The 14,363-nt window shown below is 68.1% G+C and carries 12 protein-coding genes and 1 pseudogene; 8 read left to right on the top strand and 5 right to left on the bottom strand.

Annotated features, from left to right (window positions below):
* Positions 1 to 24 precede the first annotated feature (24 nt).
* The gene (locus tag JYA52_RS10415) at positions 25 to 1,947 is read right to left on the bottom strand and encodes an ABC transporter ATP-binding protein (protein WP_205653154.1); all 1,923 of its coding nucleotides are present in this window, start codon (positions 1,945 to 1,947) and stop codon (positions 25 to 27) included.
* 80 nt (positions 1,948 to 2,027) lie between these two features.
* On the bottom strand, positions 2,028 to 3,770 hold the full coding sequence (locus JYA52_RS10420; protein WP_205653104.1) for an ABC transporter ATP-binding protein: 1,743 nt from the start codon (positions 3,768 to 3,770) through the stop codon (positions 2,028 to 2,030).
* Between the two features lie 239 nt (positions 3,771 to 4,009).
* Here JYA52_RS10420 and JYA52_RS10425 point away from each other — a divergent pair, with 239 nt between their 5' ends.
* Positions 4,010 to 4,387, top strand: coding sequence for a hypothetical protein (locus JYA52_RS10425; RefSeq protein WP_307869357.1), 378 nt, complete (start codon positions 4,010 to 4,012; stop codon positions 4,385 to 4,387).
* Between the two features lie 46 nt (positions 4,388 to 4,433).
* Positions 4,434 to 4,952 carry a YbaK/EbsC family protein gene (locus JYA52_RS10430; RefSeq protein WP_205653106.1) on the top strand — a complete coding sequence of 173 codons (519 nt, stop codon included), beginning with the start codon at positions 4,434 to 4,436 and terminating at the stop codon, positions 4,950 to 4,952.
* Between the two features lie 8 nt (positions 4,953 to 4,960).
* On the opposite strand, the gene JYA52_RS10435 is transcribed toward JYA52_RS10430, so the two are convergent.
* Together JYA52_RS10435 and JYA52_RS10440 are read right to left on the bottom strand one after the other, a co-directional pair.
* The gene (locus JYA52_RS10435; RefSeq protein ID WP_205653107.1) at positions 4,961 to 5,881 is read right to left on the bottom strand and encodes a 2-hydroxyacid dehydrogenase; all 921 of its coding nucleotides are present in this window, start codon (positions 5,879 to 5,881) and stop codon (positions 4,961 to 4,963) included.
* 32 nt (positions 5,882 to 5,913) lie between these two features.
* Positions 5,914 to 7,424 (bottom strand): annotated as a pseudogene (locus tag JYA52_RS10440) (cation:dicarboxylate symporter family transporter).
* 498 nt (positions 7,425 to 7,922) lie between these two features.
* Here JYA52_RS10440 and JYA52_RS10445 point away from each other — a divergent pair.
* The 4 genes from JYA52_RS10445 to JYA52_RS10460 all read left to right on the top strand — a co-directional run bounded on the left by JYA52_RS10445 (position 7,923) and on the right by JYA52_RS10460 (position 11,623).
* Positions 7,923 to 8,174: a hypothetical protein gene (locus tag JYA52_RS10445; RefSeq protein WP_205653108.1), complete on the top strand. Its 252-nt coding sequence runs from the start codon at positions 7,923 to 7,925 to the stop codon at positions 8,172 to 8,174.
* 177 nt (positions 8,175 to 8,351) lie between these two features.
* Entirely contained in the window at positions 8,352 to 8,954 is a 603-nt protein-coding gene (locus JYA52_RS10450) for an AAA family ATPase (protein WP_205653109.1), read from the top strand.
* Positions 8,955 to 9,253: 299 nt separating this feature from the next.
* Positions 9,254 to 10,204, top strand: a complete 951-nt coding sequence (locus tag JYA52_RS10455; protein ID WP_205653110.1) for an SRPBCC family protein — start codon at positions 9,254 to 9,256, stop codon at positions 10,202 to 10,204.
* Between the two features lie 147 nt (positions 10,205 to 10,351).
* Positions 10,352 to 11,623: a phosphotransferase family protein gene (locus JYA52_RS10460; RefSeq protein WP_205653111.1), complete on the top strand. Its 1,272-nt coding sequence runs from the start codon at positions 10,352 to 10,354 to the stop codon at positions 11,621 to 11,623.
* A 145-nt stretch (positions 11,624 to 11,768) separates the two neighbouring features.
* On the opposite strand, the gene JYA52_RS10465 is transcribed toward JYA52_RS10460, so the two are convergent.
* Positions 11,769 to 11,975, bottom strand: a complete 207-nt coding sequence (locus tag JYA52_RS10465; protein ID WP_205653112.1) for a hypothetical protein — start codon at positions 11,973 to 11,975, stop codon at positions 11,769 to 11,771.
* 550 nt (positions 11,976 to 12,525) lie between these two features.
* On the opposite strand from JYA52_RS10465, the gene JYA52_RS10470 reads away from it, so the two are divergent.
* Positions 12,526 to 13,326, top strand: a complete 801-nt coding sequence (locus JYA52_RS10470) for a hydroxypyruvate isomerase family protein (RefSeq protein WP_205653113.1) — start codon at positions 12,526 to 12,528, stop codon at positions 13,324 to 13,326.
* Between the two features lie 62 nt (positions 13,327 to 13,388).
* Entirely contained in the window at positions 13,389 to 14,267 is an 879-nt protein-coding gene (locus tag JYA52_RS10475) for a 2-hydroxy-3-oxopropionate reductase (protein WP_205653114.1), read from the top strand.
* Positions 14,268 to 14,363: the final 96 nt, after the last annotated feature.

Genomic DNA, 14,363 nt, shown 5'->3' on the forward strand with positions numbered 1-14,363 from the left:
CCTCGGCTTGCGGGACTCGCCCCGCTAAACCTCCGCCACCGGGGCCGCGAACTGCGCCTCATACAGTCGCGCGTAAGCCCCACCCGCGGCCAACAACGACGTATGCGTCCCCTGCTCCACGATCTGGCCGGACTCCATCACCAGGATGAGGTCGGCGTCCCGGATCGTGGACAGGCGGTGCGCAATGACGAAGCTCGTCCGGTCGGACCGCAGCGCGCTCATCGCCTGCTGCACCAACACCTCGGTCCGCGTATCCACCGAGCTCGTCGCCTCATCGAGAATCAAAACAGAAGGCCGGGCCAGGAACGCCCGCGCAATCGTCAGCAGCTGCTTCTCACCCGCCGAAACGTTCCCACCCTCGTCCTCCAGCACGGTGTCGTACCCCTCGGGCAGCGAGTGCACGAACCGGTCCACGTACGTCGCCTGCGCCGCCTCCAGGATCTCGTCTTCAGTTGCAGTAGGCCGGCCGTACGCGATGTTGTCCCTGATGGTCCCGCCGAAAAGCCACGTATCCTGCAGCACCATGCCCATCCGCGAGCGCAGCTCGCGCCGGGAAACAGCGGTGACGTCCACGCCGTCGAGCGTTATCCGCCCGGCATCCAGCTCGTAGAACCGCATCATCAGGTTCACCAGCGTCGTCTTGCCGGCGCCGGTGGGGCCGACGATCGCCACCGTCTGCCCCGGCTCCGCCACCAACGAAAGGGAAGAGATCAGCGGCTTGTCCGGCGAATAGGAGAACGAGACATTCTCGAACACCAGCCGCCCCCGCCCGCCGGCAGGAACAGAACCAACAGCTTCCGGCGACTCCTCCGGCTCATCCAGCAACGAGAACACCCGCTCCGCCGACGCCACCCCGGACTGCAGCAGGTTCGCCATCGATCCCAGCTGGGCCAGCGGCATGGTGAACTGCCGCGAGTACTGGATGAACGCCTGCACGTCGCCCAGCTGCATCGCCCCGGAGGCCACCTGCAGCCCGCCCACCACGGCGATCCCCACGTACACCAGGTTCCCGATGAACGTCATGGCCGGCATGATCAGCCCGGAAATGAACTGCGCGCCGAAGCTCGCCTGGTACAGCTCCCCGTTCTTCTGCCGGAACCGCTCCCCCACCTCCTGCTGCCGGCCGAACACCTTCACCAGCGCATGCCCTGTGTACGTCTCCTCGATCTGCCCGTTCAGCTCCCCGGTGTGCTTCCACTGCGCCACGAACAGCTTCTGCGAGCGCTTGGCGATCACCGCCGTCGTCACCAGCGTCAGCGGAACGGTCACCAGCGCAATCACCGCCAGCGTGGGCGAGAGCAGGAACATCATCAGCAGCACGCCGAAAACGGTGAGCAGCGACGTGACCGCCTGGGAGATCGACTGCTGCAGGCTCTGCGAAATGTTGTCGACGTCGTTGGTCACCCGGCTGAGCAGCTCGCCGCGCTGGATCGAATCGAAGTACCGCAGCGGCAGCCGGTTGATCTTCGCCTCGATCCGCTCGCGCAGCCGGTACACCGTCCGCTGCACGACGCCGTTGAGCACATACGCCTGCACCCACATGAACGCCGAGGCCAGCACATACAGCGCCAGCGCCCACAGCAGCACGCTGGCCAGCGCCGTGAAGTCGATGCCCGTCCCCGGCGTCAGCGTCATGGCCCCGAGCATGTCCGCCTGCGAATCCTGGCCGGCGGCCCGCAGCCCCGCGATCACCTCGTCCTTGCTCGCCCCGGCCGGCAGGTCCCGGGACACCACGCCGGCGAAAATGATGTTGGTGCCCTCGCCCAGCAGCCGCGGGCCGATCACGGACAGCGCCACCGCAGCCACGCTCAGCACAATCACCAGCACCAGCCACGCCCGCTCCGGCCGCAGCGTGCCCAGCAGCCGCCTGGCGGAGGGCCAGAAGTTCAGCGCCTTCTCCGCGGGGACGTTCATCCCCGCGAACGGCCCGCCGCGGCCGGGCCCCATCGGCGGGCGCGGCGGGCGTCCGACGGCGGTGGTCCCGGTTTCCGCGGGCGGTCCCGTCCGGCTGGGGGTGCTACGCCCGCTCACGCCGCCTCCTCCGCTGCCAGCTGTGAGGACACGATCTCGCGGTACGTCTCGGAGGTCTCCAGCAGCCCATCGTGCGTTCCGCGCCCCACGATCCTGCCGTCGTCGAGCACCAGGATCTGGTCCGCGTCGGCGATGCTGGAGACCCGCTGGGCGATGATCACCAGGGTGGCCCCGGCGGTGTCGTGCTTGAGCGCCTGCCGGAGCCGCGCGTCGGTGGCGGTGTCCAGCGACGAGAACGAATCGTCGAAGATGTAGAGCTCGGGCCGTTTCACCAGCGCCCGGGCGATCGCGATCCGCTGCCGCTGCCCGCCGGAGACGTTGGTGCCGCCCTGCGAAATGGGCGCATCCAGCCCGCCCTCCATCTCCCGGACGAAGTCCTGCGCCTGCGCCGTGGCCAGCGCCCGCCACAGCTCATCCTCCGTGGCGTCCGGCTTGCCGTAGAGCAGATTGCTGCGCACCGTGCCGGAGAACAGGTACGGCCGCTGCGGCACCAGCCCGATGTGACCCCACAGCTGGTCCGGGTGCAGCTCGCGGACGTCCACGCCGTCGAACTTCACCGAGCCGCTGGTCGCGTCGAAAAGCCGCGGCAGCAGGTTCACGAGCGTGGTCTTGCCGGACCCGGTGCTGCCGATGATCGCCGTCGTCCGCCCCGACCGGGCGGTGAAACTGATGCCGGACAGCACCGGCTGCTCGGCACCCGGGTAGGAGAACCCGACGTCGTGCATCTCCAGCTCGCCGCGCCCCAGCTGGCCTGCGGCGACCGCCACCGGTGCCAGCGGCGGCCGCACGCTCGACTCCGTCCCCAGCACCTCGCCGATCCGGTCCGCAGAGACCGCGGCGCGCGGGATCATCACCGCCATGAACGTGGCCATCATGACGGACATCAGGATCTGCAGCAGGTAGCTGAGGAACGCGATGAGCGTGCCCACCTGCATGGAACCGTCCTCGATCCGGAACGAGCCGAACCAGATCACCGCCACGCTGGAGACGTTCAGCACCAGCATCACCACGGGAAACGCGAGCGCCATGAGCCGGCCGGCCCGCAGGGCCGTGTCCGTGACGTCCTCGTTGGCCCGCGCGAACCGGGCGGTTTCGATGTCCTCGCGCACGAACGCCCGCACCACCCGGACGCCGGTGAGCTGCTCGCGGAGCACCCGGTTGACCGTGTCGATCCGCACCTGCATCTTGCGGAACAGCGGCACCATCCGGCTGATGATCACGCCCACCCCGGCCAGCAGCACCGGCACGCTGACCGCGATGAGCCAGGACAGCTGGGCATCCTGCCGCACCGCCATCACCACGCCGCCGATGCTGAGCATGGGCGCGGCCACCATCATCGTGGCGGACATCAGCACCAGCTGCTGGACCTGCTGGACGTCGTTGGTGGAGCGGGTGATGAGGCTCGGCGCCCCGAACCGGGTGACCTCCTGCTCGGAGAACTCCCCCACCCGGGTGAAGATGGCCCCACGCAGGTCCCGGCCCAGGCCCATGGCCGCCTTCGCCCCGAAGTACACGGCCACCACCGCGCACGCGATCTGCAGCAAGGTGATGACCAGCATGAGGCTGCCCAGGCTGAGAATGACGCCAGTGTCCCCCTTGGCCACGCCCTCATCGATGATGTCGGCGTTCAGCGTGGGCAGGTAGAGCGAGGCGATGGACTGCGCCAGCTGGAAAACGACGACGGCGATCAGCAGCCGCCGCTGCGGCCGCAGGTATTCAACGAGCAGCTTCCAGAGCATCCGGACTCCACTTCACGCCGCGAGGGTTCCTCCGGAGCCCGCGCAATCAGATTCGAAGGCCAGTTTACGACCGGAGCCTTGGAACGGACCGGACCTCGTTCCCTACCCTTGGCCGGTCCCGGAACGCGGGCCGGTCCCGGATCGCGGGCCTGTAGGCTGAGAACCACCGCCGGATAACCGCGGTGAGAGCATGTTGAAGATTGGGGACTTCATTGGGGGAACAGAGCTTGGATTCCGGCGTGCCGGAAAACATACCGGTAACCGTACGAGCAGCGACAGCATTCTGGCTTGTCAGTGCGGCGGCCGGCATCCTGCCGGTCATTCTGGAGGCGGCCGGGATCAACTACGGCCAGTCCACGCCCGCCTGGGCGGTGCCCTACCTGGTGGTGTCCGCCGTGCCAGTGGCTGCACTGCAGGTCTGGGCCGCACTCGAACTGCTGCGCGGCGCACGCTGGTCCCGCATTTTGCTGACCGTCGTGGCCGCCCTGTCTGCCATCGTGACGCCGCTGCACCTGTCCGGCCTCATCCTGGCCGGGCTGTCACTGACGCTGGCCGGGGCAATACTCATGTGGCTGCCTGCGACCAGCCCGTTCTTCCGGCAGGACAGCCCAGGGTAACGTCCCCGCCGGTGGCGGTATTTTTGAACTGACGAGAGGAACGCCCGTGACCGACACGATCCTGATGGCCGAGGTGGCCGACGCCCTGGAACTCCACGGCGTCCGCCACGACGTACTCGAGTGCTCCCCGGAGCTCGCCGACACCGCGGCGTTCTGCGAGCACTATGGCTTCACCCTCGAGGAGGCGGCCAACACGATCGTCGTGACGTCAAAGAAGGTTGACCCGCCCAGGTACGCGGTGTGCGTGGTGCTCGGCACCACCCGCCTCGACGTGAACCGCGCCGTCCGCGGGCTGCTCGGCGTCAAGCGCGCCTCCTTTGCCGACGCCGACACCACCACCGCCCTGACCGGCATGCTGGTGGGCGGCGTCACCGCGCCCGGCATTCAGGGGCTCCCGATCTACGTGGACCGGGCCGTGATGGACGCGGACCGGGTGGTCATGGGCGGCGGCAACAGGTCCAACAAGATCGTCCTGGCCCCGGCCGAACTCCGCAAGCTGCCCGGCATCGAGGTGGTGGACGGCCTGGCCACACCGCGTGAGCCCGCCGACGTGCTGCGGGACTGACGCCGCTTTCAGCCGCCCAGCACCACGTTGGCCGGCGGCTGCCCTGCCAGCATGAGGTCGATCTGCCGCTGCAGCAGCCGTCCCATCCGCGGGCGCATCGCGGAGCTGGCGCCGCCCACGTGCGGGGTGATGATGACGCCCGGCGTCGACCACAGCGGGTGGTCCCGCGGCAGCGGCTCCGGGTCGGTGACGTCCAGGGCGGCACGGATCCGGCCGGAGGACGTGTGGCGGACCAGAGCGTCGGTGTCCGCCACCGGCCCGCGCGCCACGTTGACCAGCAGCGCGCCGTCGGGCATGGCCGCGAGGAAGGCGTCGTCGACGAGGTGCCGCGTGGCGTCGCTCAGCGGGACGCCCACCACCACGATGTCGTGCTCCGGCAGCAGCGCGGGCAGTTCGCCGATGCCGTGGACTTCGCCGCTTTCATCGGTCCGGGCCCGGCTGGCCACCCTGGTGACACTGGTTTCGAACGGGATAAGCCGCTGCTCGATCGCCTTGCCCACTCCGCCGTAGCCCACGATCAGGACCCGCCGGTCGGCCAGGCTGGCGGTCGGCTTGGTCTCCCAGAAGCCCTCCTGCTGGTTGCGCAGGAGGCGCGGGAACTCCCGCTGGCTCGCCAGGACCATGGCCAGGACAAGTTCCGCGGTGGAGGTCTCGTGGACGCCGGCCGCATTGGCGAAAACGCGGCCCGCGGGCAGCGCCTCCGCCACGCCGTCGTACCCGATCGACTGGCTCTGCACCAGGGCCGTTTCCACGCCTTCGAGCCTGCGCAGCACCTGTGCCCCGCCCATGTAGGGCGGCACCACGATGTCGATGCGCGGCTGCGGCGGCTCGCCGGCGAAGTCCCATTCGAGCACCGTGACGTCCGCATGCGGGTTCAGGTACTCGCGCAGTGCCGCATCCGGCAGGCTCACACTTATCTTCCGGGTCATGGGTCCCAGCCTAATGGAGCGACCGGCTGCAGCTAGCGGGCACCTGCCGGCTGCACGCCGTCCGGGACGGGTGCGCCAGCTGCGCCCGGGCCGCTGCTGCCCGCCGCACCATCGTCAGCGGCACCATCGTCCGCTGCACCGGAACGTCCGACGGCGGCAGGAGACTCCGGCGGGCCGCCCGCCGTCGGGCTTTCCCCGCGGAAAGCGGCCAGCATGGCCTCGCGGTCGAACTGGCCCTCCCATTTCGCCACCACGAAAGTGGCCACGCAGTTGCCCAGCAGGTTCACCGCGACCCGCATGGAATCCATGACACGGTCGGCTCCGAGCAGCAGGGCGACGCCGGCCACCGGGAAGATGCCCAGCGCCCCGGCGGTGGCCGAGAGCGCCAGGAACGCGGAGCCCGGGACGCCGGCCATTCCCTTGGAGGTCAGCATCAGGATGCCCAGGGCGGCGAGCTGCTGCCCGAGGTCCAGGTTGTGGCCGAAGGCCTGGGCGAGGAACAGCAGGGAGATCGAGAGGTAGAGGGCAGCGCCGTCCAGGTTGAACGAATACCCGGTGGGCACCACCAGCCCCGTAGTGGCGCGCGAGCAGCCGGCGTTGGTCAGCTTGGTCATGATGCGCGGCAGCACGGACTCGGTGGAGGCGGTGCCCAGCGCCAGCAGGAATTCCTCCCGCGAGTACCGGACGAACTGCCACAGCGGGACCCGCGGATAGACCCAGGCCACGGCGAACAGCAGGGCGATGAACACGATCGCCGCGCCGTAGCAGGCGGCGATCAGCACCGCATAGGTGCCCAGCGAACCCAGGCCGTACTGGCCGATGATGAAAGCCATCGCCCCGAACGCGCCGATGGGTGCCACGCGCATCACCCACCCCATGATTTTGAAGAAGAGCTCCAGCACGGTCTCCAGCAGGTTCACCACCGGCAGGCACCGTTCGCGGCCCACCACCACGATCGCGGCTCCGAAGAAGACCGAGAAGCACAGCACCTGAAGCAGGCTGTTGGACGCGAAGGCGCCCACCACGCTGGTGGGGATGACGCCGAGCAGGAACTGGCCGGCGTCCTTCGGCGGCGCCGTGCCGGTCTTGGCGTCCAGCGCGTCCTGCGAGAGCGTCGCCGGATCGATGTTCAGGCCCGCCCCGGGCTGGACCACGTTGCCCACGATGAGCCCGAAGACCAGGGCAAACAGGGTGGCGCCCGTGAAGTACAGCAGGGCCTTCACGCCCACCCGGCCCACCGCTTTGACGTCGCCCACTGCCGAGATGCCGTGACGATGACCAGGAAGATCAGCGGCGCGATGATCATCTTGATCAGCTGGATGAAGCCGTCCCCCAGCGGCCGCAGGCCGGAGCCTAGGCCCGGCCAGAAGTGCCCGACCAGAATGCCCAGGCACACCGCCACGAGGATCTGGAAGAACAGCTGGCGGTAGAAGGGCTTGCTGGCGGGTTTCTCGGCCGGGTTCTTGGCTGGGTTCTTGGCTGGGGGGTTCGCGCCGGAGGGCGTCTGGTCCGGCGGAGGAGCCGCTGCGTGGGAGAGATTCATCGTGGAAGCCTGTCGGTCAGGGGCGGCACGCGTTATGCCGTTGAGGTCACAGGCAACGCTAGGGAGCGGATGTTTCCGGAAGGCTAAATCCACACTGCGGAATTGTTTAACCGCTCAATGGAACGGAACGGCATCGCGGACGGCGACTGCGCGGTGCAGGGAACCGGCCCTCCCCCGTGAGATCGCCCACCTTATTTTGAACCAATCAAAATAGCCGCTAGCGTTAATGGCAGGCCACCGAAGCCCTTTGAGTGCCGCACGGGAGCAGAACCCCCACAGTGCAGGCAAGGCGGTGGCCGACGGGACGCCGCATTGCCGCAGAACCCAGCCCCGCCCGAACCCACCGACGGCGTGAACGCACCGTTCCGAGATGCCGTTCATGTACCACCGCCCAGGGGACCACCATCAGAGGTCCACCACCCAGGATCTGCGCAGCCCGCCGCCCCGGCACCGAAACGGCACGGCCGCACCCATCCCGCGACCCACCAGGAGAACTCCATGACTTTGCAGACCGAACGATTCACGGCCCACAACGCCGCCACAACCGCTACGCCCAGCCGCACCGCACCCCGGGGCGGCAGCTACGTGACCCTGCCCGCCAGCCGCCACGAACTCCCCCACACTGAGGGAACCTACATCACGACGCCGGGCGGCCATCCCGGCAACGGCGAGAAGGTCCAGGGCCGCTACGTCACGCTGCACACCGCACACCCGGACGAAACCGAAGGCAGCTACACCCGCCGCGGCTAGTCCTGCGGTCCTGCCCGCAGGATCGACGGAGGGCGGCAGCGGCGCCTGGAGCGCCGCCGTCGTCCTCTTCTTTTTTGGCCGGCAGAGCATAGGCTCGAGTGACGTCCGCCTCAACCCCGGGACGATCCAAAGGCGCCTGTCGTTGGAACTGGTAACGAAAAACGGAAGGAGGACTACTTGCTGATTGTACTGACGGGCATCGACGGCTCCGGAAAGACGACGGCCGCCCGCGCCCTGGTATCTGCCGCGCTGGCCGAAGGCAGGGATGCCCTGCTTCTGAGCAACTACGCCGGCCGGCGCAGGATGTCGCTGCTCTCCGCCCGGTTCGGGGTGCAGCTTCCCCCGCGGCTGGCCGACGCCGTGGAATCCACCATCCGCGTGGCCAACGTGCTGATCTCGCACGCCCGGGCCCGCCGGTTCCGGGGACTGGTGGTGATGGACCGGCACCTTCACTGCCAGCTGGCACTCCGCGAGGCCAAAGGACTGCCGCGGGGACGCGTCCTCCCCTGGCTGCTGCGAAAACTGCCGACTCCCGACCTTGTCGTCCACCTCGACGTCGACCCCCAGCTTGCCCACGACAGAATCATGGCGCGCGGCACGGACGAGGAATCCCTGGCGGACCTCACCGCACTCCACGACGCCTACCGCGCCCTTCCGGAATTCGCCGGCTTCACGGTTCTCGACGCCGGCGCGACGGAACAGCAGGTCCTCGCCGAGCTGAGGCACACCCTCGCTGAAGCGGAAAATGCCCGCGCCAGCGCGGCAAGACTCAAGGTTTAATCAAGAACTTCCGAAGAGCGCCGATTCAGCTATTCGCGGCTGTACATTGATTCCAAGCTCTCCGATTTCCCCCCAGAACGGAGAGCCTAGGGAGCCCCCGCGCTGGAGCCAACAGACTCGCGCTGGGGTTCCCGCCCATCCTCCCCGCCCTCCCCTGCACCTTCTTCTGCACCCTGGCAGTCGGCGTCCGGGCGCTGCCCCGACACTGGCCATCCTGTGGCACAACCCGATATGGTAAGCATGCTGACGAATTAGGTTTTGTTCGTCATGGCCTGTTCCAAGTCGACAAAGGAGACACTGTGAGCACGAGGGTAGAAAAACGAATTCTGGTCAACGTACCGGTAAGCACGGCCTACAACCAGTGGACGCAGTTCGAGGAATTTCCGCACTTCATGGGCGGAGTGAAGAGCGTGACGCAGCTCAGTGACGACCGCCTTGAATGGGTCGCCGAGATCGCCGGCGTCAAGAGGAAGTGGGAAGCCAGAATCCTGGAGCAAATCCCCGACCGCAAGGTTGCCTGGGCCGCCACCGAGGGCGCCACAAACGCCGGATCGGTCGAATTCGAAGACGTGGGCGGCGGGCAGACCTCCGTCCGGCTCTTTATCGACTACGAGCCCGAGGGCCTGGTGGAGAAGATCGGCGACAAGCTCAACGTGGTGGAACGCCAGGCCGAGTCCGACCTGCAGAAGTTCAAGGAATTCATCGAGGACGAACGGTATGCCAGCGGAGCCTGGCGCGGTTCCGTCAACGAGGGCGCCGCGGTAGGCACACCAGGCGTCGATCAGGCGGCCGAGTCGCGCGGAGACAGCGGCAAGGCCGGCGTATCCGGCAAGCTCGCCGCCGGCGTCGGGGTAGCCGCCGCAGCAGCGGCCGGAGCCGTCGCCGCCAGCCGCAGCGGGGCGGACACCGACACCACAGTGCCGGTGGCCGGGGACACCGCCACACCGGCGGTGACACCGGCCTATGCGGACCCGGCATACCCGACAGACACCACCGGGACAACGGGTACTGCAGGGGCAGCCGGCACTCTTGGGGCAACAGGGGCAGCCGGTGCCGCTGCCAGCGGCTCGGCCCTGTCAGACGAGACCATCGCCCATCCCTTTGACCAGACCAATGGCCTCATTGACGACGAAGGCGACTCGGACGAAACCGCAGCCAGCGACACGCTGAGCGACGCCGATCGCGACGAGGCCGCAGACCGCGGCCCCGGCACCCTCCCGCCCGCTGGCGGGACGCTGGGACAGCACTAGCAGCCCCACCTGACAGAAGAGGACGACGGCGGAACCTCCGCCGTCGTCCTCTTGCTTTCCGCCCCGCCGGGCTCCTTAATGGTTGTCACCCAACGGTCTCCGTTGAACGCTGGCCCCCATCAGTACGTCCCGGAAGGCTTGAAGCCCATGACAGCGGAGTCCCGGATTAAGCACCCCGACCGGTCCCTTGCCATCCGTGACGCCGCCCTCCCGGGCCTGCCGTACCTGCTGGACAACCAGCGACTCTCCGAACTGCTCGGTGAATCCGTGCACATCACGCGGGTCCGCTACAGTCCGCGAACGTCGCTGCAGGTGGCTTACCGCCGGACGAGGAACGGAAGCTTCGACTACGGCTGGGCGCTGACCCGGGCCGCCAAGGCGAACGGCAAGCTCCTCAGGCGCGAAGAGACATCCAGGGCGCGCGGCGGGGACGTCCGCATCCTGCATCCGGACCCGCGGCTTCCGGACACGCTGGTGGCCGTGGGCGGCGTCGAGGACGACTGGGCGCTGCGGGAAAACCTCGCCTGGCTCCGCGAGCACGGCCCGGAACGGCTGGGCCTCCGCCGCGCGCCCGGAAGCAGCCTGCTCGGCGGGTCAACCACCACCCTGCGCTACAAGCCCGGGCGGTGCCTCGTCCTGCTGCTTCAGAACGCCGGGGCGCCCTTGGTGGTCAAGGCTGCCGCCAAGCCGCTCGGCACCAGGCACCGGCACTTCCACGAAACCCTGCACCTGAACGGCGTGCCGGTCCTGCCCCAGCTGGGCGACGCCGAATGCGCGGAGCACGGAATCAGCGCCTGCGCAGCCTGGGGCGGGGGTGATCTGGCCGGACTCAACGAGAGCGAAGGAGCACGGCGCGCGGGTGAAGCCCTGGCCCGGGTCCACGGCCTGCCCCCGGTGGATTCCGGCGCCGGCGGACCGTGCCGGCCATCGGGTCTTGCCGACCGGCTGGCCGAAACGCGGTCCCTGGTGGCCTCACTGGTCCCGGCGCTGGAGGAGCCGGCACGGCGCCTGGAGGCCGCGCTGCGGACGTTGCCCGCGGCGCGCCGATCCGGCGAGCACGTCCTGATCCACGGGGATTTCTCCCCCGAACAGGTGCTCGTCAACGGGGCCGAGGTCCGCATCCTCGACTTCGGCCAGGCCCACGCCGGCGCACCCGAAGCCGATCTGGGGTCATTCGCAGCAGCGGAAGAAGCGGGCCAGCCGCTCGCCGCCGGACGGTCCGCAGGCGGCCCCACCACCGCCAGCCTGGCCGAAGGTTATGCCGGGGCCGGCGGCAGGTTCAGCCAGGGCGGCGTAAATGCCTGGGCGGCCTTTCGGCTGTTTACGGGCTGCCTGGAGCCCTTCAACGACCGCGCACCGGACTGGGCAGCGGACATGGCTTGGCACCTGCGGAGGGCGCAGGATCTGATCGTTTCCTGAAGGTCGCTTTTTGAAGGTCGGCTTCTGAAAGGCCGATTCCCTGAAGGCGGGTTCCAGAAGGCCGCTTTTTGACCGAAACAGCGGCCACCCAGGCTCCTCGTTGCGCCTGGATGACCGCTGTTCCGGTGGCCTGCTGTGTTGATCTTTAGAGAACGGGGTCTGGAGATTCGGTGTGCTTGTTGTGGGTTTGCATCAGGTGCAGCTGCAGTTTCGCCTCTGCTTCCCGCCGCCTCCGAGCCTGTTCGCGCATCTGCCGCGTGGCTTCGGAGCCTTCGGGATGGAATATTCCGGCCGTTCGATTTCGGGGAGTGCCACCGCCGGAGGGTGGAGCCGCCATCATCTCTTCGCTCATGCGGGTATCCTCACACGCCCGTGACGCGGCGGGAAGGGCTGCAGCTGTAGTGTGACCGGATCGGAATGTGGCGTCTGCGCTGAATCTTGCGCTGGCGCTGCAGAGAATAAGGGCCGGCGGCGCTTGGGAAGGCACCCCGGCTCCCGGGGCTCTGCCGTCGGCCCCACACCAATTCTACGGAGGATGCGGCCCCGCGGACAGGGCAGTTTTCCGGCAATTCCCGGGGCCGGCCCGGGGCCGCAGGGTTGTCCCCCCGCCACCCAGGGTTGTCCCCCCGCCGCCCCGGCAAATCTGCACCTCTTTGGCCCGTTGCCTGCCGTGCCTTCCTCTGAAAACCGCGGCCTCGGGAGCCCGGGTTCCGCGAAAGTGGTGCAGAAATGCGCGCCGGACCGCCTCGCGGCCTCCTCTTCGCCTTCAGCCCCTTGACTCGCGGACCACCCCTTCTCTACACTTTTCATAAAGCAGAATCTAAATTCCACAAAGCGGAAACGGTAAAGATGCCGGGATGCACGGGAAGATAGATCAAAGCCCCTCCTCGGAAGGACCTACGATGACGTACACAGTGAACTGCTCCATCCTGCTGACGGAACTGCCGCTCCTCGAGCGGCCCGCCGCAGCGAAGGCTGCCGGCTTTGACGCCGTCGAATTCTGGTGGCCGTTCGAAACCTCCGTCCCCGCCGACGCCCAGATCACCGAGTTCGAGAACGCCATCACCGACGCCGGCGTCCAGCTCACGGGCCTGAACTTCAATGCCGGCAACATGCCCGGCGGCGACCGCGGCCTCACCTCCTGGCCGGCACGCTCCACCGAATTCCAGGACAACATCGACGTTGTCGCCGGCATCGGCGAGCGCCTCGGCTGCAAGGCCTTCAACGCCCTCTACGGCAACCGCATCGACGGCGAATCGGCCGAGAAGCAGGACGCCATCGGCGCCGAGAACCTGGCCGCCGCAGCCAAGGGCGTCGCCCGCATCGGCGGCACCGTCCTCCTCGAACCCGTCAGCGGCGCACCCAAGTACCCGCTCCTCACGGCTGAAGACGCACTCAAGGTGATCGCCCGCGTCAAGGCGGAGTCCGGCGTCGACAACATCAAGCTCCTCGCGGACTTCTACCACCTGGCCGTCAACGGCGACGACGTCGAATCCGTCATCGAGAACCACGCCAAGGACTTCGGCCACATCCAGATCGCCGACAACCCCGGCCGCGGGGCTCCCGGAACCGGCACACTCCCCCTCGGCGAGTGGATCGCCCGCAGCCGCGAACTCGGCTACCAGGGCTACATCGGCCTCGAATACAAGGAACCGCAGGAAACGGCCTTCAGCTGGGCCATCCGGGAACACGCCTCCCGGTAACCGGGTTTCGACAGGCTCAACCACCGGGCACAACCACCACAGACTTCAGTAAAGGAACCATCATGAGCAACGTTGCAGTCATCGGACTCGGAATCATGGGCCTGCCCATGGCCATCAACCTGGTCAAGGCCGGCCACACCGTCACCGGCTTCAACCGCAGCCAGGACAAGATCGACAAGCTCGTCTCCGAGGGCGGCAAAGGCGCCACGAGCATCGCGGACGCCGTCAAGGACGCCGACGTCGTCATCACCATGGTCCCGGACTCCCCCGATGTTGAGGGTGTCGTCAGCGGCCCCGACGGCGTCTTCGCCCACGCCAAGCAGGGCACCCTGTGGATCGACGCTTCCAGCATCCGCCCGGACGTCGCCAAGCGCCTCTCCGATGACGCCCGCGCAGCAGGCATCCGCCCCCTCGACGCCCCCGTCTCAGGCGGCGAGCAGGGCGCCATCGACGCCGTCCTCTCCATCATGGTCGGCGGCGACGCGGCCGACTTCGAGGCAGCGCAGGACGTCCTGAACGCCGTCGGCAAGACCATCGTCCACGTCGGCCCCTCCGGCTCCGGCCAGACCGTCAAGGCCGCCAACCAGCTGATCGTCGCGGTCAACATTGAGGTCCTCGGCGAGGCCATCGCCTTCCTCGAGGCCTACGGCGTGGACACCGACGCAGCCCTCAAGGTCCTCGGCGGCGGCCTCGCCGGCTCCAAGGTCCTGGACCAGAAGGGCCAGAAGATGCTCGACCGCAACTTCGACCCCGGCTTCCGCCTGGCCCTCCACCACAAGGACCTCGGCATCGTCACCTCGGCAGCCCGCGAAGCCAACGTCGCCGTCCCGCTCGGCGCCGTCGTCGCACAGCTTGTCGCCGCCACCGTCAACCAGGGCGACGGCGGACTCGACCACTCCGGACTCTTCAAGCAGGTCCTCCAGCTCAGCGGCCGCAAGTAACCGGTGATTGAGCTTGTCGAAATCCAGGTTTCGACACGCTCAACCACCGGCTCGGTTTCGACAAGCTCAACCAACACACTTTCAGGACCCCGACCA

This window comes from Arthrobacter pascens, assembly GCF_017052465.1.
GTDB classification, from domain to species: Bacteria; Actinomycetota; Actinomycetes; order Actinomycetales; family Micrococcaceae; genus Arthrobacter; species Arthrobacter pascens.